At 39.6% G+C, this 25,062-nt stretch carries 29 protein-coding genes; all 29 read left to right on the top strand.

Going from position 1 to position 25,062, the window contains the following annotated elements:
- Positions 1–540: 540 nt before the first annotated feature.
- The 29 genes from IL355_RS18345 (at position 541) to IL355_RS18205 (ending at position 25,061) form a co-directional block, all read left to right on the top strand.
- A complete protein-coding gene (locus tag IL355_RS18345; protein WP_192463544.1) occupies positions 541–1,104 on the top strand; it encodes a hypothetical protein in 564 nt (187 codons plus the stop codon).
- The gene (locus tag IL355_RS18340) at positions 1,097–1,741 is read left to right on the top strand and encodes a hypothetical protein (RefSeq protein WP_192463543.1); all 645 of its coding nucleotides are present in this window, start codon (positions 1,097–1,099) and stop codon (positions 1,739–1,741) included. Before IL355_RS18345 ends, IL355_RS18340 begins: the two co-directional genes overlap by 8 nt.
- Before the next feature lie 243 nt (positions 1,742–1,984).
- Positions 1,985–2,386 (top strand): hypothetical protein, encoded by a 402-nt coding sequence (locus tag IL355_RS18335; protein ID WP_192463542.1) that lies wholly within the window; start codon positions 1,985–1,987, stop codon positions 2,384–2,386.
- Positions 2,387–2,455: 69 nt separating this feature from the next.
- Positions 2,456–3,280, top strand: a complete 825-nt coding sequence (locus IL355_RS18330) for a hypothetical protein (protein WP_225621328.1) — start codon at positions 2,456–2,458, stop codon at positions 3,278–3,280.
- Positions 3,281–3,482: 202 nt separating this feature from the next.
- Positions 3,483–3,722: a ribbon-helix-helix domain-containing protein gene (locus IL355_RS18325; RefSeq protein WP_192463541.1), complete on the top strand. Its 240-nt coding sequence runs from the start codon at positions 3,483–3,485 to the stop codon at positions 3,720–3,722.
- Entirely contained in the window at positions 3,715–4,008 is a 294-nt protein-coding gene (locus tag IL355_RS18320) for a type II toxin-antitoxin system RelE/ParE family toxin (protein WP_192463540.1), read from the top strand. The genes IL355_RS18325 and IL355_RS18320 overlap by 8 nt, the downstream gene beginning before the upstream one ends.
- Before the next feature lie 167 nt (positions 4,009–4,175).
- Entirely contained in the window at positions 4,176–4,799 is a 624-nt protein-coding gene (locus IL355_RS18315; protein ID WP_192463539.1) for a CatB-related O-acetyltransferase, read from the top strand.
- Positions 4,800–4,878: 79 nt separating this feature from the next.
- Positions 4,879–5,745 carry an alpha/beta fold hydrolase gene (locus IL355_RS18310; protein WP_192463538.1) on the top strand — a complete coding sequence of 289 codons (867 nt, stop codon included), beginning with the start codon at positions 4,879–4,881 and terminating at the stop codon, positions 5,743–5,745.
- Between the two features lie 89 nt (positions 5,746–5,834).
- The gene (locus IL355_RS18305; RefSeq protein WP_192463537.1) at positions 5,835–6,302 is read left to right on the top strand and encodes a DinB family protein; all 468 of its coding nucleotides are present in this window, start codon (positions 5,835–5,837) and stop codon (positions 6,300–6,302) included.
- Between the two features lie 196 nt (positions 6,303–6,498).
- Complete coding sequence (locus IL355_RS18300; RefSeq protein WP_192463536.1) at positions 6,499–7,245, top strand: NYN domain-containing protein; 747 nt, start codon at positions 6,499–6,501, stop codon at positions 7,243–7,245.
- Positions 7,246–7,267: 22 nt separating this feature from the next.
- A complete protein-coding gene (locus IL355_RS18295; RefSeq protein WP_192463535.1) occupies positions 7,268–8,284 on the top strand; it encodes a glycoside hydrolase family protein in 1,017 nt (338 codons plus the stop codon).
- 120 nt (positions 8,285–8,404) lie between these two features.
- Complete coding sequence (locus IL355_RS18290; RefSeq protein WP_192463534.1) at positions 8,405–8,986, top strand: Crp/Fnr family transcriptional regulator; 582 nt, start codon at positions 8,405–8,407, stop codon at positions 8,984–8,986.
- 53 nt (positions 8,987–9,039) lie between these two features.
- Positions 9,040–9,372 (top strand): hypothetical protein, encoded by a 333-nt coding sequence (locus IL355_RS18285; protein WP_192463533.1) that lies wholly within the window; start codon positions 9,040–9,042, stop codon positions 9,370–9,372.
- Positions 9,373–9,385: 13 nt separating this feature from the next.
- Positions 9,386–9,964, top strand: coding sequence for an NAD(P)H-dependent oxidoreductase (locus IL355_RS18280; protein ID WP_192463532.1), 579 nt, complete (start codon positions 9,386–9,388; stop codon positions 9,962–9,964).
- A gap of 203 nt (positions 9,965–10,167) precedes the next feature.
- Positions 10,168–11,664 (top strand): alkaline phosphatase D family protein, encoded by a 1,497-nt coding sequence (locus IL355_RS18275; RefSeq protein WP_225621327.1) that lies wholly within the window; start codon positions 10,168–10,170, stop codon positions 11,662–11,664.
- Between the two features lie 80 nt (positions 11,665–11,744).
- Positions 11,745–12,014, top strand: coding sequence for a TIGR03643 family protein (locus IL355_RS18270; protein ID WP_192463531.1), 270 nt, complete (start codon positions 11,745–11,747; stop codon positions 12,012–12,014).
- Between the two features lie 615 nt (positions 12,015–12,629).
- Complete coding sequence (locus IL355_RS18265) at positions 12,630–13,661, top strand: hypothetical protein (protein WP_192463530.1); 1,032 nt, start codon at positions 12,630–12,632, stop codon at positions 13,659–13,661.
- Positions 13,662–13,738: 77 nt separating this feature from the next.
- Positions 13,739–14,269, top strand: coding sequence for a hypothetical protein (locus IL355_RS18260; RefSeq protein ID WP_192463529.1), 531 nt, complete (start codon positions 13,739–13,741; stop codon positions 14,267–14,269).
- A 17-nt stretch (positions 14,270–14,286) separates the two neighbouring features.
- Positions 14,287–15,054 (top strand): CsgE family curli-type amyloid fiber assembly protein, encoded by a 768-nt coding sequence (locus tag IL355_RS18255; RefSeq protein WP_192463528.1) that lies wholly within the window; start codon positions 14,287–14,289, stop codon positions 15,052–15,054.
- 1 nt (position 15,055) lies between these two features.
- Positions 15,056–15,448 (top strand): curli production assembly/transport component CsgF, encoded by a 393-nt coding sequence (locus tag IL355_RS18250; RefSeq protein ID WP_192463527.1) that lies wholly within the window; start codon positions 15,056–15,058, stop codon positions 15,446–15,448.
- Between the two features lie 6 nt (positions 15,449–15,454).
- Entirely contained in the window at positions 15,455–16,837 is a 1,383-nt protein-coding gene (locus IL355_RS18245; protein WP_192463526.1) for a CsgG/HfaB family protein, read from the top strand.
- Between the two features lie 16 nt (positions 16,838–16,853).
- A complete protein-coding gene (locus IL355_RS18240) occupies positions 16,854–18,383 on the top strand; it encodes a carboxypeptidase regulatory-like domain-containing protein (RefSeq protein WP_192463525.1) in 1,530 nt (509 codons plus the stop codon).
- A 560-nt stretch (positions 18,384–18,943) separates the two neighbouring features.
- Positions 18,944–19,447 (top strand): hypothetical protein, encoded by a 504-nt coding sequence (locus IL355_RS18235; protein WP_192463524.1) that lies wholly within the window; start codon positions 18,944–18,946, stop codon positions 19,445–19,447.
- A gap of 39 nt (positions 19,448–19,486) precedes the next feature.
- Positions 19,487–19,933, top strand: a complete 447-nt coding sequence (locus tag IL355_RS18230; RefSeq protein WP_192463523.1) for a hypothetical protein — start codon at positions 19,487–19,489, stop codon at positions 19,931–19,933.
- A 21-nt stretch (positions 19,934–19,954) separates the two neighbouring features.
- A complete protein-coding gene (locus IL355_RS18225; protein WP_192463522.1) occupies positions 19,955–20,527 on the top strand; it encodes a sugar O-acetyltransferase in 573 nt (190 codons plus the stop codon).
- Between the two features lie 62 nt (positions 20,528–20,589).
- Positions 20,590–22,350: an arylsulfatase gene (locus IL355_RS18220; protein WP_192463521.1), complete on the top strand. Its 1,761-nt coding sequence runs from the start codon at positions 20,590–20,592 to the stop codon at positions 22,348–22,350.
- Positions 22,350–23,441 carry a serine hydrolase domain-containing protein gene (locus IL355_RS18215; RefSeq protein ID WP_192463520.1) on the top strand — a complete coding sequence of 364 codons (1,092 nt, stop codon included), beginning with the start codon at positions 22,350–22,352 and terminating at the stop codon, positions 23,439–23,441. The genes IL355_RS18220 and IL355_RS18215 overlap by 1 nt, the downstream gene beginning before the upstream one ends.
- Before the next feature lie 46 nt (positions 23,442–23,487).
- The gene (locus tag IL355_RS18210; RefSeq protein ID WP_192463519.1) at positions 23,488–24,453 is read left to right on the top strand and encodes a sugar phosphate isomerase/epimerase family protein; all 966 of its coding nucleotides are present in this window, start codon (positions 23,488–23,490) and stop codon (positions 24,451–24,453) included.
- An 11-nt stretch (positions 24,454–24,464) separates the two neighbouring features.
- Entirely contained in the window at positions 24,465–25,061 is a 597-nt protein-coding gene (locus IL355_RS18205; RefSeq protein ID WP_192463518.1) for a Crp/Fnr family transcriptional regulator, read from the top strand.
- Position 25,062: the final 1 nt, after the last annotated feature.

Below are 25,062 nucleotides of genomic sequence, written 5' to 3'. Positions count from 1 at the left end.
TTCCAACTGCGCTTGTGTATGTCGATACCAATGAATAACTTGGGGCAAGCAGTTTGTTGTGTTTTCATATCTTTTGATTTTGCTGAATCCTAAAGATACTCGACAGGCTGCTTTTACATAGATGCTATAAGTAATAGCGGTTTAAGTGATAAAACGAAAGGTAAAACATAAAATAGAGGTCAGTGCAAAACTGAAAGGTTTGTGAGTAAAAGTCCGCTACTACTTATACACGATACCGATGATGCACAATTCACCTAAAGGTGAACCCAAATCGCTACATTGTCGCTCCGCTCCAATTCCCGCACTTTGGGGTTTGTGCATCATCGCAGGGCTATGTCAGATTGCAATGGCCGTAGGATGAGGGACCATCGATATTATCACCTTTAGGCGCCATCGAGGATAACTGTGCATATCAACCGCTATATGCAATCTGGTGTGCTCCCTTGTATTTTTCTTTTTTACGTACTTTTAGTTGGAAAACCAAAAACAAACGCACGACAACATATAGGGCTGCGTTGCCAGTAATTAAAACCAAAAAATATGATTTTTAAAAATAGAATTGAATTTAACCAAGAAGAAAGATTAGTTCTTAAGGCCTTAGTTCAAACCACTTCTGTTGAAAGTCTTTTCGAACAACTTCATGAATTTGAAGATGATTTAGCCTTAACTATTAAGGCTCTCAATAATAAACTCGATTCTGACAATACATTTGAAGATTTAATGATAGAAATCAAAAATCTCAAAAGCATTATTTTGGAAAAAAATAGGCTTGTGGAAAAACAGAAATATGTAGAAGCGGCTCATCTTCGTGATAAAGAAACACAGTCTCTAAGTAAATTAAATTTAGGATTTAACCTTGAAATACGGATGAAAGATTTGCAATCCTATCAAGAAGAGTTAAAAGAGTATCTACTCTATAAAGATGCTAAAATATCTGAAAACTCAAATATCAGCCTTCTAATACAACCTGGCACAGCCTCGAAAGAAGATGTAGGAAACTTATTATCTGAATTGTCTAAGCTCTACAAAATGGTTGGTGGTAGTGGAATAACATTTAGATTAGACGAAATACGCAATCCAAAATTCAAGTTTGACCATGAATAATTCTGGTGAAAAAGAACAAAATAATAGGATTGTAAAGTTCATTGGGCGTCCTACAAATCTTCAAAGTGAAGTTGAACTAACTAAATGGAAAAGATTTCTCAAATTTATATGGCCTTGGGCCAAAGAAGGAGGGAAATTGATATCAAGAGGAAAAGAATTAACTGAAGATTTTTATCAAGCTGAAGTTGATAGAAAATCTAAAGAAGCTGATAAATTTGCTGCTGAGGCGGCTAATATAGCAGCAGAAAAGGATTTAAAAATTCAGCAAAAAGTTAAAGTGGTAAATGAAGAAATCACTAGAATATTTTCAGATAATAATGTTCCTGACCTAGCAAAACAACTTCAACTTGCAAATTTGATAGCAAACAACCCTGAGATTTCTGCACAGCTTGATAAGATAGAAGAAGTGGTATCTAAATTAAAGGCTGTAAACTTTTCTAAATTCAATCTTGAAATTGAAGAAGATACATCAAATTTAGATGCTGAAGAGGCAGAATTCGTTGATGAAACGAAAGAAGATGAATTAAACTTGGAACTTGATTTACCAGAAGATGAAAAGACTGAACCAACTGAAGAAGAAGTACAAAGACAAGTTCGAGAAACTTTAGAGAAGCTAAAAAAACCGGAAAAAGAGTGAAATTATATAATAGGAATAATAACTACTGGCAACAATGGTAATCGTTGCACAAGCCCTTGAACGGCCAAAAGACGACCTCTTTTAAGCTCTTTTTAGGGGCTTTTTAATGGTTGGTAAGCAATCTGCTGTGCTCCCTTGTATTTTTCTTTTTTACGTACCTTGGCGATACGACAACAAAAAAACTAAACGCACGGCTTAATATAGATTTACGTTGCTGGTAATTCTAAAAAAACCAAATCTTGAATGACTCGTAAATTATTGGGATTGTTACTATGCTTTCTCTCCATTTCTCTTTTTACTTGTCGAGAAAAGTCTTTTGAGGAATATGATGAAAGTGAGTTTTACAAAAGCCAAGGCATTATACTATCAGCCAGACAGACAAAAACAATCTTGGACGACCCGTTTATGAAAGAAATCAAATATGAATACTTCGTAAACGATTCCACCATTCTTAGGAACTCTGAAAATTTCTCATTTATAGACATGACAAGAGGTGTTCCCATAGAAGTTCTTGTCCACAAAAAAAATCCTAAAATCAGTTTTTATTGGAGAAATGGACTTTCTGATAGTATCACACCATATCAGTTAGACTATATTCGAAAAAAAATGGATACCATAATGGTGGAATTTGAAAATTTAAAATAAAAAAACCATCAATACTGGTAACCGTTCCGTCGAAGTCGGCCAAGTGCACGAGCCTGTAAAACTAAAACCATGAACTCAAATAAGCCGCTCTTTGCGGTTTTTCTTTTTTATGTACTTTTAGTTACGACAACCAAAAACAAACGCACGACTTCACAAAGACCTGTGCTGGTACAAATTTTGAAAAAGTTAATGAAGCGTATCAAACCCAAATTCTGGAAAAAGTTCACATTTGAATTTCTATCAATTTTTATAGCAGTTATTTTAGCTTTTGCATTAAATAATTGGAATGACAACAGAAAGGACAGAAAGTCTGAGCAAAAAATTTTAACAGAAATAGCTAATGGTCTTCAAAAAGACTTGGAAGATGTAAAGGTCAATAAACTGGGTCACGAAAATGGAATTAAATCTGTTGATTTTTTCAAAAAATTATTAATTCAAAATGATTCTATTTCCATTGACTCCGTACTTATCAATTACTTTCATTTAACTCGTGATTTTTTTTCTGTTCAAAACAGATCAGGTTATGAAACTCTAAAATCCAAAGGTTTAGAATTAATTGTCAACGACTCTTTGAGAAGCAAAATAATATCCATGTATGAAAGTGAATATGAAATTCTTAGAAAATTTGAAGAGGAGTATTTTGAAACTCAATTTCAAGAAAATTACTTTCAAGAGATAAACCGTATTCTAGTTCCTAATTTTGAATTTGACGAGACAAAATCACTAAAAAAAATCATTCTCCCTTTAAAAATATCTGAAATAGACGAAAAATTGTTTCTTACCTATTTATGGAAAATCAAAGCTAATAGAAAAGGGGTTTTAAATTATTACAATCTAGTAGAAAAGAAAATTACCGATTTGAATAAAGAGATTCAAACTGAATTGAAACGGTAGCCCATAGGTGTAACCGTTCTGCCTAAGTGGGACAGGTGTACAAGCCCCTAACAAGCAAAAAAACGGATTAGTCTAAGTCTCTTCAACCGGCTTTTTAATCTCCTGGTTCACATTAAACTGTAGGTAACTTTAAATTTCGCAGTTTTCACTCTTTTTTGTATATGATTCATTTTTGGTGTAATTTTACACCAAACAATAACTTATGGCAAGGCAAAGTATTTCTTTTACCAAACCCAATGACGAATGGTTAAAACACCAAGTGGAAAGCATGGAGTATTCCAGCAAAAGTGAGGTGGTCAATGATTTGATCCGGCAAGCCCGAAAACAGCAAGTTCAAATTGATTGGGTTCGGGCAAAACTTGAAAAAGCTGAAAACAGCGGTTTTACGAATGACTCTAAAGAAAGTATTCTGGCGCAATCAAAGTCGTTATTAAATGACTAAATACCGCCTTAGCAACGAGGCAAAAAACGACTTAATTCGTATTCACCAGTACGGAGTCCAAAAATTTGGTATGGTCCAGGCAGACCGCTATTTTGAAACATTTTTTGAGTATTTCGACATGATTGCCCAAGGACCTTTTTCATTCGAATCCGTGGACTATATCGCACCGGGTTATAGACGTTGTATCTGTGGTGTAGACAGTATTTATTACAAACTGAACGGAGAAATGGTTGATATCATGGCCATAGTTGGCAGACAAAATCTAAATGACAAACTGCCGAAATAAAAAGGTTTGTTATCAACATCTCTTGGAAAAAGCCTTTCTCCAACGCTTATTATTTTCTACTATTTTTTGAGCTTTTTGTTGTTTTAAGTTGTTGAGCCGAAGCCCATTTTACACTACATTTAAACACAATAACCGCCTTCTACAAATCACTTCAAAATCCAACCCCAATGACAGGACCCGATAAGGACACGAAATTTCCGCTTCCCCATTATGACCGGCTTTGTTTTTTAAAAAACGTCGTTAAAAACCCCAACATCATTGTGGGCGACTATACCTACTACGATGATTTTGAAAACGTGGAGAATTTTGAAAAGAACGTCAAATACCTCTTTGACTTTATAGGCGACCAATTGATCATTGGCAAGTTCTGTATGATTGCTTCCGGCGTTACCTTTATCATGAACGGGGCCAATCACCTTACAGATTCCTTGTCTACCTACCCCTTTGCGATTTTCGGTAAGGGTTGGGAACAGGCCATGGACGGCAAGGAATATCCTAAAAAAGGGAATATCACCATTGGCAATGATGTGTGGATCGGGTACAATGCGACCGTTATGGCCGGAGTGACCATAGGAGACGGCGCCATTATTGCCACCAACGCTACCGTAACAAAAGACGTGGCCCCCTATTCCATTGTGGGCGGCAATCCCGCCAAGGAAATCAAAAAAAGGTTTTCGGAGGAAGTGATCGCCCAGCTCTTGGAGCTACAATGGTGGGATTGGGATATAGAAAAAATCACCCGAAATGTACCCCACCTAACGGGTGCCGAATTGGATAAGCTTGTGGACTGAATGCCTTAAAAACATCCGCGTACTTAGGGTAGATATCAGATAGCTATTTTGTATTTTAGATAGCCTAAACGATGTTTGGGTGAAAACACTACTCACATTTCTCATCTTGTGCCTGCTTTCTTGCAATGGTAAGTCCGATGCTGATACGGAGAGCTTTTTACATTTTAAACAGCATAAGATACAGCTGAGCACCACCGGAAAGGGAAAACCGCTACTTTTTGTGCATGGAGGTTATCTGGATTTGGATATGTGGCAACCCCAGGTGGAGGCGTTTAAAGATAGCTATACCCTCATACGCTTTTCAGATTTGGGACACGGGAAAACGGTTGCTTCCGGAGAGCCGGTAAAAGGACATGAAATTATCCGTGAGATTACAAAAAAACTTCCTGACGAAAAATACACCCTAATCGGGCTTTCTTGGGGTGCTATGCTGAGCGTGGATTTCGCCCTAAATTACCCGGAGAAAGTGGAGAAGCTGGTGCTGGTCTCTCCCGGACTTAACGGCTGGGACTATTTTCAGGATTCCGTGGCCCTCCAAAATTACCAAGGGCGACAAGAAGCCATCAAAAAAGGCGATACACTACGGGCGGCTAAGTTGTTTCACCAGAACTGGGTGGTAGGTCCGCGAAGAAATCCCAATAATTTACATCCCGATTTCTACGAACGTAGTTTGAAGATGGTTTATAGAACTATGAGAAACCATTGGCAAGAAGATTGGTCCGCCTTAGACAGCATTCCTGCCCGCAATCGGCTGGAGGAAATTCAAGTGCCCACCTATATCATTATTGGCAGTGAGGATGCGGAAGACATTCTACTGATTGCAGAAGAATATCACGTCCGAATTCCCCACTCCAAAAAAATAATCCTGCCTAACGTTGCCCATCTGTTGAATATGGAAGCCCCGGAACGGTTTAACGAGGAGTTGCAAGGTATTCTTGTGGAGTGAAAAGGTGACGACTCCTAAGTCCAACCACCATCAAAAGTGATAGCCTATTTATTTTTTAACATTTAAAGGAAGTTATTTAAAAGTTACATATGACCCAATCAGAATTGATTATTTTAAACTTGTCGGAAATCAGAAGGAGGAGCATCATTCTCTGGCGTGCCCTACCTGATGACCAATTTCACTGGAAACCTGACCCCAACGCCATGAGTGCAGGGGAATTGATCCGTCATGTGTTGGAAGCGGATTACGGTTGGAATATGATTATCAATGGGGAATCTATGGAAAACTATAAGACGCCTTGGAAGAATCGCCCCATTACCAATTTGGAAGAAGAACTTGAATTTGCCGAACCACACCGAAAAACTTTTTTAGCCAGTATTCAGCAATTTTCAGATAAGCAACTTAGCGAAACCGCTATTATCCATCCCGGAAATGGAGAAAGCAAAAACCTTGCAACCTATTTGTTAAGAATAGGCTATCACGAATCTGTGCATGCAGGCCAATTTATGTCCTATTTAAGGACCATGAATATTGATAGGCCCAATATATGGGATTGACCTCACATAGTACCGCACTAAAATAGCGAAGCTTGTGATTGTCAAACTATTTATCACAAGAAACTCACAAAACCTATATCGAGGAACCAGAACCTTCCAATTATGTGTAACTTGCTAAGAATTACACACTACCAATGCCCTACGTACGTCAAATACTTACTAAGCGAATGTTGCGGGCTATAAAATCAAAGTGATTATGAAAGATGAAAAATTGGCCGTGCTGATCGATGCCGATAATATTACCCACGCCAATGTGAAGGAAATGCTTGATGAAATTGCCAAATATGGGAATCCCACCATCAAAAGAATTTATGCAGACTGGACCAAACCAACCGTTAACGGTTGGAAAAACGTGTTATTAGAAAATGCCATTACCCCCATACAACAATACAGTTATACTTCCGGAAAAAACTCCAGTGACAGTGCCCTCATTATTGACGCAATGGATTTGCTCTATTCTAAAAAAGTTGGCGGCTTCTGTATCGTATCAAGCGATAGCGATTTTACCAAACTCGCCACCCGCCTCAGAGAAGCCGGTATGTTCGTAATCGGTCTTGGTGAGAAAAAAACCCCAAAACCCTTTATAACAGCTTGTGACAAATTCATTTACCTTGAGATACTAAAGAAAAACAAAAACGTAAAACCGACGTCTAACAACAAGGGCAAAAAGGTCGCAAAAAGCGAGGCTTCTAGCGTTAATCAGATAGACAGCGATATCATTACCCTTATCAAAGAAAGTGTCGATGAAATTTCAGATGAAAATGGATGGGCCTTTCTCGGTGCCTTGGGCAATTACATTCTCAAAAAGAAAACCGACTTCGATTCAAGAAATTATGGTTTCCCCAAGTTGTTTCCCTTAATCAAGGAAATAGGCGAATTTGAAATAGAAGAGAAAGAAACCGGAGAAAACAAGATTCGACACATTTACATAAGAAACAAATAGATTACCAAGAACAGGCCCGGTTATGACGCGGATTTCAAGTTTTATCTTCCTTATTTTTTTGGTACTTACCGCTTGTTCCAGCGATGACCCAGACACTTCGGAACCCCAAGAAACATCTCTATTTACACGAAGCGAACATCCTGTTTATGAGAGCCCTTTTGGGCTGGCAGCAGACCCATCTATTTTAATGGCGAACGACACCCTTTTTATGTACTATTCTGCCGAAGAGGGTATTGGAGTGGCCTTTTCAACGGATAATGGCAATAGCTGGAACCGACCCAACAATCAGTCAACCGACTATATCTCCCTATCCCGACGCCCTGATGCTTGGGATAATACCCTAGAAACCGTAGAAGTTATTAAAGTAGCCAATACCTACAAAATGTACTATTCCGGTTATAGGGAAGATGAGAGTGACAATCCGCATGTGGAGAACTACGAAATAGGGATGGCCATTTCATCCAATGGAATCGATTTCAACAGGGTGGCAGAAAGTTTGGAACAACCCATTATTACCCGTGACACCGGCAATGCTAACACCCATGACCGGCATGCCATGACCAGTCCTGGTGTGGTATACGAAAATGGTACCTATTACATGATTTATGCCGGTTGGAACGTAACCGATAACTGGACCGGTAGTAATGCGGGTATCAAGATTTTGGGGGCCACTTCCGCTGATGGAATTCAGTGGACGAAAATCGAAAATCCCATTCTCATTGGCTCGGACGTAACTTATAGTCCCGATATCAACGAAGCCAGTTTGATCAAAGCAGACGATGGATTATGGTACATTCCCTTTTCTACGGACAAAAGTATTGGCATCGCCCGGTCCATGTCTTTTGCAAGGGGATATGAGATTTATCCGGAAGCAATCGTTACGCCACAATTTGATTGGGACAATGAAGTGACCGCTCCCGATGGTATTATTCATAATGGCAAAATACGCTTTTGGTTTCACGGGGTAAAAGAACCTAACTATTGGCCTTGGGTCATTGGATATACAGAAGCGGACTACCCCCTTAACTGGAACAACTAGCAAGAAATTTTATATAACCCTTATTACTTTAAAGCTCACCGTACTTACAGAAAACTAAGGGCGCTTCAATTCAAAGAATATGCTATCTTGTACAGGTTATCTGGCTTTATTGCTATTTCTATGAACCCTGATCTTGTCTTTCAACAACTAGAGAAAAGTTACGCACCTCTGTCATCGGAATGTAAACAAGCCTTTTTAGAACATGCTACAATGGGCTTTTATAAGAAGGGCGATGTGGTGGTACGTGAAGGACAGTATTCCAAAAAGGCCTTCTTGATTTTAGAGGGGTGTGGCCGGGCCTACTATCTCAAAGATGGGAAGGATATCTCGGATTGGTTTACGTTCGAACATCAGTTTATGGCCCCTATAGTGAGCTTTTTTAGCGATAAACCGAGTCCGCACTACGTAGAGTTTTTGGAAGATGCCACCGTACTCGAATTCACCAAAGACCAAATGGATCAAATGACCCAGGCACACCACGAATTTGAGCGGTTTATTCGGGAGGTGGTTACCGAAACCTTACTAGGGCTCTGTGAGCGCCTGAACGCTATTCAGTTCAATAGGGCCGAGGACCGTTTTCGGCATTTACTGACCATGTATCCCACTATTACCAATCGGGTTCCGTTGACCCATATCGCTTCCTACCTAGGCATCACCTTAGAGACTTTGAGTCGTATTCGCAGCCCCAAGTACCGAATTTGATGTATATCAAATGAATTTTCTTCCAATAGAAAGTCCTTTGTAAAAAGGAAAACATGGAAGAAAAACGAACTCCGCCATCTATTTGGGGGCCATGGTGGGCAACCATCCGCAAGTGGTTGTACCCTGCTTGGCTGCTTTACGAAACTTTTATTCGATTTTATGGGTATAGTAGCGCCGTACAAATTTATCTTACTACCCATCTGGAACGCTTGGCTTTTATGGGGCAACGCGGCACCCAAGTATTGGCCACTTTTGGCGGTGTCATCACGTTTGTTGTTTGTACCATCTCCCTCAGCCTGCCACTCTGTTTTATTTGCTATCACTTTTTTCTTCAAAACAATCTCACCCATACCCTTTTTGAGAAAAAGCTAAAGTTCTTACTCTAAACATTTTCAGACTATGAAAAAAATACTGATCATCAACGGCCACCCCGATGCCGAAAGTTTTAATGCCGCCCTTGCAGATGCCTATTTTAAAGGAGCTCAAAAGTCGGGCGCTGAAACCAAGGTCATCCATATTCGAGACCTCAACTTTAATCCCAATCTCCAATTTGGCTACCGGCAGCGTACCGAATTGGAACCCGATTTGCTGCAAGCCCAAAAAATGTTGAAATGGGCCGATCATTTGGTATGGGTCTATCCGGTATGGTGGGGCTCCGTTCCCGCTCTTATGAAAGGGTTTTTAGACCGGGTCCTATTACCGGGCTTCGCCTTTCAAAAAAGGGAAGGTTCCCTTTGGTGGGATAAACTGTTTACCGGTAAAACAGCCCGTCTGATAACTACCATGGACCAACCTGCTTGGTATTACAGACTGTTTAATGGGAGTCCGTCTCACAAAGCAATGAAAAAGCAGACCCTGCAATTCATAGGCGTAAAATCCGTAAAAATCACGGCCATAGGCCCTATTCGTCTATCGAAGGAATCATATCGTAATAAATGGTTGCAAAAGGTAGAAGATCTGGGAGAGCACCTCAAATAGAATTGATTTACAAAATAAAGGATACTCCATTGGTCACACTTAATAGCCTAAGTATTTTTTCTGATTTCTTGCTTACCTTAGAAGCAGTATTAACCAACTACCTTACCAAGCATGAAACCAAGCTGTAGTAACCCATCATATGTACGGTTACTTTTGGTGGATAGAAGGAAGAAACGGAAAGTCCCCTAAAAGTAAACTAGCCAATGAAATGTTTCAGCATATATAATTACCTAATTGTACTTTGTTTCCTTTCCTTGATAGAAACAGCCCTCGGTCAAAAATCTCTCGAAGTAAAACCCCGCCACCACATCACCCTTAAGCAAGCACACCAAGGCACGCCTTACATTGACAGTCTACTTTTAGAAAGTTACGGCCAACCTAAAAGCAACATATTGGCCTTTTATTTGGAATCACGTACAATTTTCGAGCAAGAAAAAGCAGCTTTTACCGATCCGAAATTCATTGCATTGACAGAAAAACATCAAATTGATTTGATCAGTGGCCCCATGCTCGGTGATGTACAACCCGATGGAATTACCTTCTGGTTGCGACCTGCCCACCTTGAACCTTTACAGTTAAATATCCATACCGCATCAGGAACACTGGTCAATTCCTATCCCTTTAAACATAAAAAACCAGGTGAGACCTACCGGATAAAGGTCGATAAATTGCATTCTGCAACCTTCTATAAATATGAGATTTTAAGCGATAACAAACTGGTAGCTAATGGCCGTTTTAAAACCGTTCCTAAAGAGGGTACAAAAACCGAAACGAGAATTGCCTTTTCTTCGGGCTTTCATAAAATAGGCCTGCACAATCCCAACCTCATCGAAACAATTTTAGACAGAGAACCTACCGCCATGCTATTGTTGGGCGATTTGGCCGTAGACGACCGCGATACCCAATGGGGACTTCACCGAGCTGACTATTTGTTGCGTGATGTGGCCCCTGCTTTCAAAAAATTGGCTACCCACATACCTCTATATGCCGGCTGGGACGATCATGATTACCTCAATAACGACCTTAGTGGCTTACCAAAAGGAGTAACAGAGGAAGACAGGGACAGCTTGCGCACCCTGTGGCGGGATAATTGGAACAATCCAAAAAATCTGGGCGAAGGTATTTACTTCAACACGCAAATAGGTGATGTAGAAATCATCATGCTAGACACCCGTTCTTGTCGCGATTTAAAGAAAAGAGGTCGTTATGGGTCTTATTTGGGCGAGGAACAAATGACATGGCTCAAAAAGGTGCTTCAAAAATCTACTTCTAAATTCAAGATAATTTCGAGCGGAACTATGTGGAGCGACTACGTAACCAAGGCCAAGGACTCTTGGGGTACCTGGGACACCAAAGCCAGGGAAGAAATTTTCAGCCTCATCGAACAAGAAAAAATAAATGGGGTTTTGTTGATCAGTGGTGATCGACATGGGGCCAGGGCCTTTACCCTTCCTCAACCTTCCGGCTTTGAATTTCATGAATTTGAAGTTGCCAGTATGGGCGGCGTTCCCGGTCCGCCAGCCATGGCAGAAGATAATAGCCACCAGCTTTTTGGTTATGATGGTTTGGGACTAAAAGCTTTTGGGGAATTCACCTTTAACACCAAAAGAAAAAAACCTGAAATCATTTTTCGATTAATAGATGAGACGGGCGCGATCTTAGAAAAACACGTATTGAGCTATAAACAACTATCCCCCTAAATTAGTAACGCATGCGAAAAGAGCCCTCATTTTCTTCTTTTGCACTCACACAAATTAGGCTGAATGGCTAATCTTGTCCTATGACAGAAAGAGAGTTAGACCGAATAATAGAAATGGCATGGGAAGATCGGACGCCGTTCGAAGCTATAGAAGTACAATTTGGACTAACCGAAGCCGATGTCATTAAACTCATGCGCAAAGAGTTGAAAGCTTCTTCCTTTAAACTATGGCGCAAGCGGGTCAATAGCGGTACCAGTAGCAAACACCTAAAAAAACGTAGCGAAGAAATCACTAGGTTTAAAAGTAGCCGGCAAAAAAACATTTCCAATAACAAGATTTCGAAGCGGTAAAATAAGCTGGCATGGGGCATCAATTTCCTCATAAAAAGAACAGTCTACATTTGACAAAATTAAAAAAGTAAGTGCCTAGGGCTATAATCGGGGAGGCTCCTCTAAATTGGATTTTGCCACTAGAAAAAAGTTCAAAATAATCATATCTACATTCTTTCGCTAAAACCGATACATTGCCAAATAGACAATTTTGACACCAAAAATTGAACGAACTACTATTTTATCGATATTAAATATGTTATATCGTTAAATTTCAAAGAAAACAACTCTTACAAAAATTAGTATTTTGGAAAGAATTTACGGTCAAATCGTATTTTAAACTAAAAAATATTGCATTTCATCGATTAAGGGTTCTATTTCCACTTTTTAGTGAGTATCATTACTATATGATTTGAAATAAAAATGAGGGTATTTCTTGCTGTCATTTTTTTCCTATCATGATCCCCCCAAGGTTCAATTTACTTGAACAGATTACAATTAGTTTTTTTAGAAAAGTAGTATGAAGTTGAGATTATCTATGTTGTCTTGAGACTACCATTCTATGCCTTCTTTTCAGGAAACTGAAAACGACCAAACGTACATTTTAACCAATTACTAATAATTAATTTAATCTTTATGAAAAAAGTAGTCTTAAGTGCCATGGCACTTGCAATGGGGTCTTTTGTGATGGCACAAAACAGCAGCGAAATCAATCAGCAAAATGCAACTGATGGTGCCTCAGTAAACGTCAATCAAGCCGGAAATGCTAACAGCTCTTTGGTCGATCAGATTGGAGTCGCTGAAGGTGGTGGGAATGCTACCACTGTTAAAATTAAACAAGATGGTTCAGGAAACAAGTCGACCGTTGACCAAGGTGACATTTGGAACAATGGCGCCACTTCTTTAGGTGTTAAAACTGATGTTTTCCAACAGGGTCGAGACAACAAATCTCTTGTTAAGCAGGGAGGTAAAGTCTCGACCACCGATATCGATCAAAAAGGGGACGATAACAATTCAAAGGTCGATGTTCAGGGTGGATATAAAAACTCGATCAAGGTGGTTCAGAACGATGATGATAACAGATCAACCATTTGGCAAAGTTGGTCTAATAACGAAATTTATGTCAACCAATCTGGAGATAATGCCAACAATGGAGCCAACAACTCTAAGATTAGACAAGTTTCAGCATCAAGTAAAATTGATATTGACCAGGTAGGAAGAAGAAATTACTCAGACGTAAATCAATTTGGTGCGAACAATGACATAAATGATCCAAACGGCACCCTGTTACTAGCTAAAGTGAACCAATATGGTATGGATAATAAATCTGTAATTTCTCAAGAAGGAACTTCTGGAATAATTTCTACCGTACAAAATGGCAATGGAAACTACTCTTCTAATGTTCAAGCCGGGCTAGGTAACGTAGCTTATACTACTCAGAAAAATGGCAATGACAACAGAAGTTATACTTCTCAAGATGCCATGTCTTCTATGAGTGAGATCAAAGTTTTGCAACAAAATGGCAATGGCAATGTTAGTAGAGCAAACCAAATGAGTGCTGTAGATGCTACCATTATGGTTACTCAAAACGGTAATGGTAACCATAGCCTTGTAAACCAAACTGCGGTTAGTAATGGTACAACTGCTGTTGTAATGCAGTCGAACTAATCACTCAACAACTTTTGAATATAACTACGGAACAGTTCTCTGTTCCGTAGTTTTTCAACTTTAACCCATAGAATTGTATGAGACCATACCCACAGCTAACCCTTCTTTTGGCACTTCTTTTTTCAGGCTTTGTTATCAATGCCCAAGGTATTATCGAAGAAGATTCAGATATAACTCCCGCTCATTTGGACTCCAGCAGCCAACAGCTCAATTTCTATTCGCAACAGAGCAGTGAAAGTCTACAATCAAACCAGCTAAATGTTGTCAATAAAGGTGTTTACATCAATCAAATTGGGAACAACAATACTTCTACCGTACAAACAGAATCGCAAATTTCAGACGTAGAATTGGTGCAATTGGGCAATTCCAACAAAATAGACCTTGACCTGAAAGCTACGGCCATAGATTATACGGTGCTTCAACAGGGCAACAACAATCTTTTACTGGAGTACAATCTATTTAACAATAAACAGCTCATTGAAAGGTCCGTAGAACAAAATGGCAATAACCAAAATCTTGTCATACATGGTACTAACAGCATTGTGGATAAAATGAAAATTAAAATGAGTGAAGGATCACAGAGCCTCATTATAAGAAACACCAACTAATATACAGTACACCAAAAATGCATTCTCCCCAATCTCTTACCCTTTCCCTGGTTTTCTTTTTTTTATGGAGCTGTTCCGTCCTAGTAGGACAGTCATTTAATAAGGAGGTAGAAGCACGGATAGATGTTGATTCGGAAAATGCCCTTACCAAAATTGTCTTTTCGGCCTTTAACAAGACCCAACTCAAAAAGAGTCTCAGATACCGGGCCCTGATCGTAAAAAACAAGAACGAAAAATTTGAGGATGATCAGTATTTTATCATTGAATCCGGAGAACGCAAGAACATAAGTACCGCCACTCTTCCTATTGAGGAAGACCAACGTACCATAGTTTTTGTACTTATTTATGAAGATGGAAAAGTGATAGGAAAAGACAGATTGGTCATTAATGGGTTTGAAGGTGAAGACGACCTGAAACCCAAGATAGTGAATGAAAACCATCTTTTAACCAAAAAACAACCCCTAAAAAAACAGGACATAGACCTTATGAGAGGGATGGTTTTTGAGAATACCAAAACCAAACCAGGTCGAGATTTTTATCAAATGTTTTACCTAGCCTATAATAACAACCATATAAACGGTAATCAAATTGTAAAAGTAGACGAAGTACTTGCCATTGGCGGCAACACTCAAATCAAAATTTACGCAGGAGACCATCTTATAGTTCAATTTTTTCTCAATCCGAGAAGCTCTTATTTAAAGGAAATGGTAGATCAATCCATCATAAGGGTGAACCAATATTTTATTCAAAACCGTGCCATAAGCCAAAATACAATCCAATACTAATATGAAATCCATACTCTATTTTATTTTTCTTTTAGGATATACCGCCTATTCACAGCAGTTGGTATACACTCCCAAGAATCCAAATTTTGGAGGTAACACCTTTAATTATCAGTGGCTTTTGAGCTCGGCCAATGCGCAAAACTCCTTTACGGACAACCAAAGATTTGATAATGAAACCTCTGAACTTCAAGAGTTTCAAGAAAGTCTAAATAGGCAGATTCTTGGGCAATTGACCCGCTCAGTTTTTACCACCGAACTTGGTGATGGTCTGGAACCCGGCACCTTTAATGTGGGCGACTTGCTCTTGGAAATTTTTGAATCGGGTGAAGGCCTGGTGGTTAACATTTTAGATACCACAACTGGCGAACAAACCCAAATTATTGTACCCAACTAATCATCTATGAAATTTATTAAAAGTTCCCTCTATCTCGCTATAGTGGTTTTACTATCTGGATGTGGTGCCTACTTTAACCAACCGGTGGCCCCTACTCCAGCAAGGATTGGAGAAACTACCTCTACCACAGATTTTCTAAAGAATATACCCCAACCCAGTGAGCCTGTGGTAGTAGGCGTTTATAACTTTAAAGATCAGACCGGTCAATATAAAAATGTAGAGAACGGGAGCACCTTTAGTACCGCCGTACCCCAAGGAGCCACCACTATGCTCATAAAGGCCCTTGAAGACAGTAAATGGTTTACTCCCATTGAGCGGGAAAACCTATCCAACCTTCTTAACGAACGAAATATCATTCGTTCTACGCGACAGGAGTATACGGGTGATAATAGCGGACAACCCAATTTACCTCCGCTCCTTTATGCCGGAATTTTACTGGAGGGAGGCATCATTTCCTATGATAGTAACATCATTACCGGGGGCTATGGCGCACGCTATTTTGGCGCCGGTGGTTCAACCCAATACAGGCAAGACCGAATCACCATTTATCTAAGGGCGGTATCCACTTCAAACGGAAAAATTTTAAAAACGGTCTACGTTTCAAAAACCATTCTTTCACAGGCATTGGATGCCAGCTTGTTCAAATACGTAAAATTTCAGCGTCTATTGGAAGTAGAAACAGGTATAACTAAAAATGAACCGGTACAATTGGCCATACAAAATGCAATTGAGAATGCCGTAGAGTCCCTTATTATCGAAGGAATAGAAGACAATCTATGGAGCACGGCCAGTGGACAGGAAACAAACGAAGCCATTGTGGCCATGTACAATTCCAGGAAAGAAGAGGAAGAAAACACCTTGCTTTATAACAGGAAGCAAGCGCAATCCATACTTAGACACAGTTTTGGAGTATATGGCAATGGGCCCGTTTTAAATGGAGATTACTCTAAAAAATCATTAGGTGCCGGTGGTGGGCTCAAATACAGCTATTACCTATCACCTAAATTGGATATTGGGCTTAAGGGGGAATACCTAAACTTTACAGGAGGAGAAAGTTTTGAGAAAGCCTATTTAAGTACCAACCTACTATTGGGCTATACCTTACTGCCCTTGGACAATTTAACTCCTTATATATATGCAGGTGTTGGCGGTGTTTTTGACTTGGACCAACCTGACCCCGAACTTTCTGAAGACACTACAGGCTTTAATGTTCAATACGGTTTGGCCCTCAAGTATAACTTCAATCCCCAGCTCTCCTTGAGCATAGGAGCGGAAAACAATCATACCGCTACCGATGGAATGGACAATATTATTAATGGGGTAAGAGACGACTTTTATTACAATTTTCACCTTGGGCTCGAATGGAGATTTGGCAAGAACTTAAAGTAAACAAACCTAAAATAAAATGAACAATACTTATAACTCCCGTTTAATACTAATAATGGTTTTTATCATAGCACTAACCGCTTGTGAAGAAGAAACCATTGGAGATACCGTTTTTGGTAAATTGGAAGGTAGGGTTGTCGTCAACAATCAAAATATACCTTTAGAAAACGTAAAAATCACCACCAATCCTTCTTCCACAACAGTTTTTACAGATGCCCAAGGAAATTTTGTTATCGACGAAATAAGTACTGGGGATTATTCCGTTCAAGCAGATAAAGATGACTTTCAAACTAGCTTTGAACCTGCCAGTATCCTCGGAGAAAAAACCACCAATATCGTATTTGAACTAGACAGTGTGGAGGCGGCCAACTTGAGTCCCCTTAGGCCTGAATTACTATTTCCCATGGACGAGGCCAAAAATGTAGTAAGCCCCGTAGAATTTGTTTGGAGTTCATCCAAGAACGATACCGATGATATTTTATACGAACTGGAACTTAGAAATGGTACTACAGGGGAAGTACAACGTTATGAAAACCTAAAGGACACCGTTTTAATCGTTGAAGAGCTCACGGTGGGCGCCAACTTCTTTTGGCAAATAAAGGCCACGGACGGTATTTCAGAAGATGTTCAAAGCAACCTTGGCAGCTTTCAATTAAAGGGGGTAGAAGACAACCGATTCTTATTTGTTAGAAATGTAAACGGAAATAATGTAATTGTTTCTGGGGGCGAGCCCGCTGGGGCCAACAATTCCGAAATTAATCAAAATGAAGTACAGCTTACTTCTTCGTCCATTAATTCTTACCGCCCCAAAGCCAACTTTACCGTTAACAAAATTGCCTTTCTGGCCACGCAGGATGGAGATGCTCAATTATTCATGATGGACCTAAACGGCGGCAATAAAATACAATTGACAAAAAATGTTCCCGTTGCGGGCTTTAAGCAGAGCGAATTGGAGTTTACTTGGTCTCAAAATAGCAATATTTTGTATTACCCTAACTTCAACAAATTATACAGTGTCCAAATTGATGGATCAGGAACTACCCTTATTTATGAGGCACCTGCGGGTGAGTTCATTAGTGAGGTAGCCTCCAACCCCACCAATAATTTACTTGCCATAAAAACCAATGACACCAATGGTTATAACGTAAAAATTCAATTAATTAACCCGGCAAATGGCACCTTGGTCTCCACCATAGTTGAAGGTACAATGGGAGCCTTTGGTGGGCTGGATTATTCCATAGACGGTACAAAAATACTTTACACACAAGATGCATCGGGTGCAGAAAATTCACAATACAGACAGTTGGACAGTAGAATATTTGAGTACGACACCGTATCGGACAGTACAGTGGAAATTGATACGGACAAGCCTACCGGCTTTAATAACCTTGATGCCAAATATGCGCCTAACGAGGGAGCCATTATCTACACCTACACATCCAACGACGGAATTTCTGAAAAACAGATTTATAGAAAAGTTTTAGATGCCGTGGAAGACGACGATCAAGAATTGATTTTCACCAATGCTTCCATGCCCAACTGGGAATAAGGATTAGATTTTTGAACGATATAAGCTAGCTAAGTGAAGAGAATTACATAACCTTCACCAAAGCTAATGCCCAAACCTTATCACCATCATGTGAAACACTTAAGGAAATGGGCAAATTGTTTATGAAAGGATAATAAAGGAGGCAACTAGGTTTTAATAGTAGCATGATTGTTAACAGCCAAAGCAATGCCGTTCGGCAATGGTTTTCAAGAATTTCCCTAATACCAGACAAACCCTCCTGCTGGCATTGTAATCCGCGAAACTAAGGAGTTCTCTATGCAATGAAATCACCCTAAATAATTTAAGAGAAACCATTTTATGTCTTAAATATTAAATGATTAAAAAAATCGTTCAGATTCTATGGTAATTTCCAAAAATTACAACCGTCAAAAATTCACATATGTTAGTCGAGGATACTTTCACAGGTAAAACCTGATGCTTTAACCAATTAGGCTATAAAATTGTTAGAATTTCATACAGAGTGTGTATCTTAAGCTTTAATTTTACCCAAATGAGGTATTTTTGAACCGGACTCAATTCATTGATTATTTTTTAGTGGCATGCTTAGATTTTTTTCCCTCGCCATGTGCTTAGCGTTAACGGGTAGCGCTTGTAAAAACGATAAAAAGGAACAGGAACTTCTAGAAAAGGAAGCTGAGATAATTGAAAAGGAAAAGAAGCTGGAACAGGAAAGCGAAACCTTTATTGAACACGAAGCGGCCGTTGAATTGAATCCTGAAGTACAGCTTAATCTCATCTATTGCGAAAACGATAGTTACATTGTTCGGGTAGATCGTTTAAAAAGTAACGATGTTCGCTATATGGCCTGGAACAAGCCTAAATCTACGACGGAAAGGCCGGACTTGATTCTATTAGACGGCCAAATTGAAAAGCAGGGTTCCGGAGGTGGCTACCATTTTATTTTCACCAATGGCCATCATTCCTACATTGTAGAAAATAATTTAATGGGCGAGACAAATGATTCCATAGGCGTCTTCCTAAAGTTAATGGAGGGCGAGGAAGAAATGTATTTTTCAAAGATGACGGACTTAAAACTCAAATAAAGTTTTTTAGTTACATAACCATGTTTTAAAACTTATAATATGAAGAGACCGTATTTAAATTTTGTGGTTTTATTTCTTCTTTTTTATTCGGGCTTTTATATGGCTACCGCGCAGGATAAATACCTAAATAATATTCAAGAGACCCAAGAGCTTTCTAAAAATATCGCAACCCTCTTTAAAGAAAATCAAGTATCTACTGCTTTTGGGAGATTAACTCCCTATTGGCCCATGCCCCAAAATGAATTGAATGCCATTGAAGAGAAAACCATAAAATACCTCAACTTACTTGAAAATAGATTTGGCACTGCCATAGGTGCCGATAAAATAAAAAATGAGACCATTAGTAACATTGCCCTTAGGGAAACCTACTTGGTCAGGTACAGTAAAAGTGCGATTCGACTCAAATTTACATACTATAAAAACGACTATGGTTGGATTGTAAATGCCTTTAAATGGGACGATGCATTCGATGAAGAATTTGAATAGAACCAACATTCTACTAAAATCATGACCGAAAAGGAAAAGATGTTGCAGGGAATGAACTATAATTCCCGAGACCCTGAATTACTCGCCATGTACCACAAGGCCAGAAGGCTCATGAAACAATACAACCTGCTTGACTCACAATTAACGGATGAACGTCAACGTATACTTTCGGAAATGTTGGGAAGTATACAAGAGGGTGTTTGGATAGAGACGCCCTTTTTCTGCGATTACGGCGAAAACATTTCCATTGGCAGCAACACTTTTGTCAATACCAATTGCATGTTTCTGGACAACAATAGGATAACTATTGGCAAAAACGGACTTATTGCCCCCTATGTTCAAATCTACACGGCTTCTCATCCACTTAAAGCCTCGGACCGTATCATTAAAAATGAGGGTGGTGCCAGTTATCTTACTTCCGCAAAACCTGTAACTATTGGCGATAACGTATGGATCGGTGGCAACTCGATTATTTTTCCGGGAGTAACTATAGGCGATAACGTAACCATAGGCGCAGGAAGCGGAGTAAACAAAAATATTCCCCATAATGTATTGGCCGTTGGAAACCCGTGTAAAGTTTTAAAAGAGCTCTAGAATTTCAATTTTAGCTAACTTTAAAATTGGTTATCTTCAACACTTACCAAACAACCAATTTCATGTACCGTTCGCTTAAATTTATTCTCGCTTGTTGTTATCTCTTACAACCCTTTTATTCCATTTCGCAATCCCCTAAAAAACCTAATGTAATCCTTATCATTACTGATGATCAAGGCTATGGGGATTTAGGTTTTACCGGTAATCCACATGTAAAAACACCAGTCATTGACCAATTGGCAAAAGAAAGCGTCAGATTTAACCAATTTTACGTTTCTCCTGTATGTGCCCCAACCCGGTCGAGTTTGATGACCGGTAGATATTCCCTTCGCACGGGCATTAGGGACACCTACAATGGTGGGGCTACAATGGCTACGGAAGAAGTTACAATTGCTGAAATCCTTAAAACTACCAGCTATAAGACTGGTATTTTTGGCAAATGGCATCTAGGCGATAATTACCCCAGCAGACCTAGTGACCAAGGTTTTGATGAATCGGTTATCCATCTTTCAGGCGGCATGGGTCAAGTAGGCGACATAACCACTTATTTTCAAAAAGACAGAAGCTATTTCGATCCCGTTCTATGGCATAATAATCAACAACAAAAATATGAAGGCTATTGTTCCGACATTTTTACTCAACAAGCAATTCGCTTTATTGAAGATAACAAAGATGAACCTTTCTTTTGCTACCTTTCTTTCAATGCCCCCCACACGCCTCTTCAAGTTCCGGAGCAGTATTATAAGAAATATAAACAAATAGACCCCACTTCTGGCTTTGATGCCAGTGGGCAACCTTTCCTAGAAATGTCGGAGAAAGACAAGGAAGATGCCAGAAAGGTATATGCTATGGTTTCGAATATTGATGACAATATTGGCCTTTTGTTGCAAAAGTTGAGGGAATTGAAATTGGAAGAGGATACAGTCGTGATTTTTATGACCGACAATGGTCCTCAACAAAGACGATATGTAGCCGGACTGAAGGGTAGAAAAGGTAAGGTATACCAAGGCGGTGTTCGGGTGCCTTTTTTTATGAAATTCCCCAAATCTTTTAAAAAGAAAAATGTTGATATAGAAACAACAGCAGTTCATATGGATGTATTGCCAACCCTAGCCTCACTGTGTGGCGCCTCCATACCAAAAGACCGTACAATCGATGGAAAGGACCTACTCCCCTTGATAAATGGCAACACGGTAGATTGGGAAGACAGACCCCTATTTTTTTATTGGACTAGAAAATATCCTGAGTTATACCAAAACATGTCTATAATCCAAGGTGAACATAAGCTGATGGGAAATGTTGATTACAATGCTCCCTTGGAAAAATTTGAACTTTACAATCTTCACAAAGACCCCTTTGAGCAAGAGAATATAATCTCCAAAAACAAGGAATTGGCAGCGCAATTAAAAATGGAATTGGACAATGCATACAAAGAGTTAATAAGCTCTGAACATTTGGTGAACGCTCCCAGAATTGAACTGGGCCATCAAAAAGAAAACCCTGCTATCCTCAATAGAAACGATGCAGGAGGAGAAAGAGGCATTTGGAGTCAAGAAGAGATTTTCGGTAAATGGCGAGTAAGCATTCAAGAGGGCACCTATAATCTAAAATTTAAGTTTATAAAGCCGATTGACCCTAACGGTAAAATGTATGTAGAAACAAATTCTCTCATTAGACAAATGATACATGAAGCCGAACAAACCGATGTCATCGAAATGAAAGAGGTGTATTTTCCAGCCATGGAAACAGACTTAATAGCCTTTTACTCTCAAGGAGGCAAAAATATTATGCCATTTTGGATAGAAATGGAAAAACTAGATTAATGTATTTGAAAAGCGGATTTATTCAACTACTGATTATTATAAGCGTCTTGTGCTCAGTTCGGGCGTACACGCAATCCAGTTACAACTATACTCCTCCAATTCAAAAAAATGACGGACTTGAAGTAGCCTCCCTTTTAGAGTTCACCACAGATACCACCAAGCTATTCAAGCTGCTGCAACAACTTAATGAGCAAAAAAATTATATTCACAGTATGCTGGTTCTTAAGGACGGGCAATTGCTATTGGAAGAATATTTTAACGGTCAAAAACCTGAAGAAGTCCATGACCTACGATCCGTAACCAAAAGTATTCGAGCCTTATTGGTTGGGATAGCCATAGATAAAGGATTTATTAAAAGCGTAGATGATTCCATAGAAAAGTATTTTGGTACCGTCTATTCCGATGTGGATTGGAGCGAAAAGAGGAATATTACCATTGCAGATTTGCTTACCATGAGTAGCGGACTCGATTGCAATGATTGGGACAAAAAATCCAAAGGGCAGGAAGACCGTGTCCATAAGAAGAAAGACTGGATAGCCACCACGCTTCAATTGCCATTGGTAAATGAACCGGGAACGGTATCCAATTACTGTTCCATGGGAACGGTACTACTTGCTGAAATTATCAAGATAGTCACGGGAATGGAAGTTGATGAATTCGCCAAAGAATATCTTTTTGAACCTATGGGAATTACCCATCAAAAATGGGGACATACCAGTGATAAAAAAGTCATCACCTCAGGTAAAAGATTGTACCTCCGCTCTCGAGACCTTGCCAAATTGGGATTATTGGTAGCGTATCAGGGCAACTGGAAAGGCAATCAACTTGTATCATCAAATTGGATAATGGAGGCCACCACCCCCAAAACAAAAATCACCAATTTAGACTATGGTTATTTGTGGTGGAACATTCCGCTTCAGTCCAATGGCAACATACATATTTCCAAAACCGCTACGGGCAATGGCGGACAGTATATTTTTGTCATTCCAGAAGAAGAAATGGTGGTAGTATTTACAGGAGGTGCATATAATTTGCCGGAAGACAAGCTTCCCTTTACCATCATGCAAAAGGCTATTTTGCCCATATTCTAAGTTTTAACCAAACCTTTCACTAAATTTAACTCTTTAATTCCTCTCCATGTCCACCAACATCAACCGAAGAAAAGCATTGGGCTCCATAGCTCTGGGAGCTACAGCCGCCATAAGCAACCTATCTTTTACCCATTTAGCATTCGATAAAATCAGTCTTCTAGAAGAAAAGCTACCGTTCAGAATTAGCATGAATTGCAGCACCTTGTTGCATTACAAACTACCTGCAGATACTCAGATTGACTTGATTGCCAATGCCGGTTTTGATGGTATAGAAATGTGGATGAGCGATATTAAAACCTTTCTTGAAAAAGGAGGTTCTACCGCTACGTTAAGAAGTAAGCTGAAGGAGTATAACTTGGTACTCGAAAACATTATCGGCTTCTCAAAATGGTGTAGTGACAATGCCGAAGAGAGATCAAAAGCCCTAGCACAACTAAAGGATGAAATGGAAATCACTAAGGAACTTGGCGGGAAATTCATCGCTACGCCGGTACAGGGAATCGAAAAAATAGACCCCAATAAATACGATCAATACGCTGAACGTTACGCAGCAATTCTAGAACTGGGAGACGAGACCGGAGTTACCCCTATTTTAGAACTTTGGGGAATGGGTGCCCTTCACAAAATATCGGACTGTACCCAGATTGCCATTGCCACCGGTCACCCAAAAGCTACCATGCTGCTCGATTTTTACCATGTACACAGAGGTGGCAATGATTGGGATACCCTAGACTTGATCAATGCAGGAAAACTTCCGGTAATCCACATGAACGATTACCCAGCTACTCCAGCCTTTAATTTATTGACCGATGCCGATAGGGTTTTGCCTGGTGATGGTGTTTGCGATTTTGAGACCATCATTCCCAAACTCTACCAAGCGGGTTTTAGAGGTGGATTTTCAGTGGAATTGTTCAATAAAACCTATTGGAATACTATGGATGCTCCCACCCTTATGAAAACATGTTACGAAAAAACAAGAGAGGTGGTCACTAAGGCACTTAACGGTAAGTAAAACAACAGCCAGTGGAACTCCTCAATTTTAAAAAGTATTTGAATCAACAATGGGGCCTTCCCAACGAAGCCATTAACCAACTTTGTGACGGTATCCGTACCAAAAAAGTTAAAAAGGAGGAATTACTCCTGCAAGCCGGAGAAATATGTAAGCTTACTTTTTTTGTTGAAAAAGGATTGTTGCGTATGTACGCCCTCAATGAAAAAGGAAAAGAGGACATCCTGCAGTTTGCTCCTGAAAACTGGTTGGTAAGTGATCGCGGTAGCATCTATTTCAATGAACCCTCCGATTATTACATAGATGCCATTGAAGAGACGGATGTGATACTCTTAGATACCGAATTTGTCGATAAAATTTCGGCCCTTGGCCCCTCTTTTCGAAAATTGAACGACCGGCTGCTCCACAATCACATCCGGCATTTGAACAAGCGCGTGAAGCTGCTTTTAGGGGCATCGGCAAAAACGCGCTACCTCGATTTTATCAAATTACACCCAGATGTACTCCTACGGGTTCCCCAATGGATGGTAGCTTCCTATTTGGGTATTGCACCTGAAAGTCTCAGTAGGGTACGTAGAGATTTAGCCAAAGAAAACTTCAAGCAAGGGTAAA

It is taken from the genome of Euzebyella saccharophila, assembly GCF_014855495.1.
Classification (GTDB): Bacteria; Bacteroidota; Bacteroidia; order Flavobacteriales; family Flavobacteriaceae; genus Euzebyella; species Euzebyella saccharophila.
The sequence above is the reverse complement of the archived record's forward strand: the minus strand, read 5'-3'. Positions and strand labels throughout refer to the sequence as shown.

Coding starts and splice junctions, on each gene's coding strand:
- IL355_RS18290 (WP_192463534.1), top strand. CDS start 8,405: ATGAACCCTGATCTTGTCTTTCAACAACTAGAGAAAAGTTACGCACCT.
- IL355_RS18315 (WP_192463539.1), top strand. CDS start 4,176: ATGACAGGACCCGATAAGGACACGAAATTTCCGCTTCCCCATTATGAC.
- IL355_RS18255 (WP_192463528.1), top strand. CDS start 14,287: ATGCATTCTCCCCAATCTCTTACCCTTTCCCTGGTTTTCTTTTTTTTA.
- IL355_RS18260 (WP_192463529.1), top strand. CDS start 13,739: ATGAGACCATACCCACAGCTAACCCTTCTTTTGGCACTTCTTTTTTCA.
- IL355_RS18235 (WP_192463524.1), top strand. CDS start 18,944: ATGCTTAGATTTTTTTCCCTCGCCATGTGCTTAGCGTTAACGGGTAGC.
- IL355_RS18340 (WP_192463543.1), top strand. CDS start 1,097: ATGAATAATTCTGGTGAAAAAGAACAAAATAATAGGATTGTAAAGTTC.
- IL355_RS18330 (WP_225621328.1), top strand. CDS start 2,456: ATGAACTCAAATAAGCCGCTCTTTGCGGTTTTTCTTTTTTATGTACTT.
- IL355_RS18230 (WP_192463523.1), top strand. CDS start 19,487: ATGAAGAGACCGTATTTAAATTTTGTGGTTTTATTTCTTCTTTTTTAT.
- IL355_RS18285 (WP_192463533.1), top strand. CDS start 9,040: ATGGAAGAAAAACGAACTCCGCCATCTATTTGGGGGCCATGGTGGGCA.
- IL355_RS18335 (WP_192463542.1), top strand. CDS start 1,985: ATGACTCGTAAATTATTGGGATTGTTACTATGCTTTCTCTCCATTTCT.
- IL355_RS18250 (WP_192463527.1), top strand. CDS start 15,056: ATGAAATCCATACTCTATTTTATTTTTCTTTTAGGATATACCGCCTAT.
- IL355_RS18300 (WP_192463536.1), top strand. CDS start 6,499: ATGAAAGATGAAAAATTGGCCGTGCTGATCGATGCCGATAATATTACC.
- IL355_RS18295 (WP_192463535.1), top strand. CDS start 7,268: ATGACGCGGATTTCAAGTTTTATCTTCCTTATTTTTTTGGTACTTACC.
- IL355_RS18220 (WP_192463521.1), top strand. CDS start 20,590: ATGTACCGTTCGCTTAAATTTATTCTCGCTTGTTGTTATCTCTTACAA.
- IL355_RS18280 (WP_192463532.1), top strand. CDS start 9,386: ATGAAAAAAATACTGATCATCAACGGCCACCCCGATGCCGAAAGTTTT.
- IL355_RS18240 (WP_192463525.1), top strand. CDS start 16,854: ATGAACAATACTTATAACTCCCGTTTAATACTAATAATGGTTTTTATC.
- IL355_RS18210 (WP_192463519.1), top strand. CDS start 23,488: ATGTCCACCAACATCAACCGAAGAAAAGCATTGGGCTCCATAGCTCTG.
- IL355_RS18320 (WP_192463540.1), top strand. CDS start 3,715: ATGACTAAATACCGCCTTAGCAACGAGGCAAAAAACGACTTAATTCGT.
- IL355_RS18325 (WP_192463541.1), top strand. CDS start 3,483: ATGGCAAGGCAAAGTATTTCTTTTACCAAACCCAATGACGAATGGTTA.
- IL355_RS18345 (WP_192463544.1), top strand. CDS start 541: ATGATTTTTAAAAATAGAATTGAATTTAACCAAGAAGAAAGATTAGTT.
- IL355_RS18215 (WP_192463520.1), top strand. CDS start 22,350: ATGTATTTGAAAAGCGGATTTATTCAACTACTGATTATTATAAGCGTC.
- IL355_RS18270 (WP_192463531.1), top strand. CDS start 11,745: ATGACAGAAAGAGAGTTAGACCGAATAATAGAAATGGCATGGGAAGAT.
- IL355_RS18265 (WP_192463530.1), top strand. CDS start 12,630: ATGAAAAAAGTAGTCTTAAGTGCCATGGCACTTGCAATGGGGTCTTTT.
- IL355_RS18305 (WP_192463537.1), top strand. CDS start 5,835: ATGACCCAATCAGAATTGATTATTTTAAACTTGTCGGAAATCAGAAGG.
- IL355_RS18275 (WP_225621327.1), top strand. CDS start 10,168: ATGAAATGTTTCAGCATATATAATTACCTAATTGTACTTTGTTTCCTT.
- IL355_RS18225 (WP_192463522.1), top strand. CDS start 19,955: ATGACCGAAAAGGAAAAGATGTTGCAGGGAATGAACTATAATTCCCGA.
- IL355_RS18245 (WP_192463526.1), top strand. CDS start 15,455: ATGAAATTTATTAAAAGTTCCCTCTATCTCGCTATAGTGGTTTTACTA.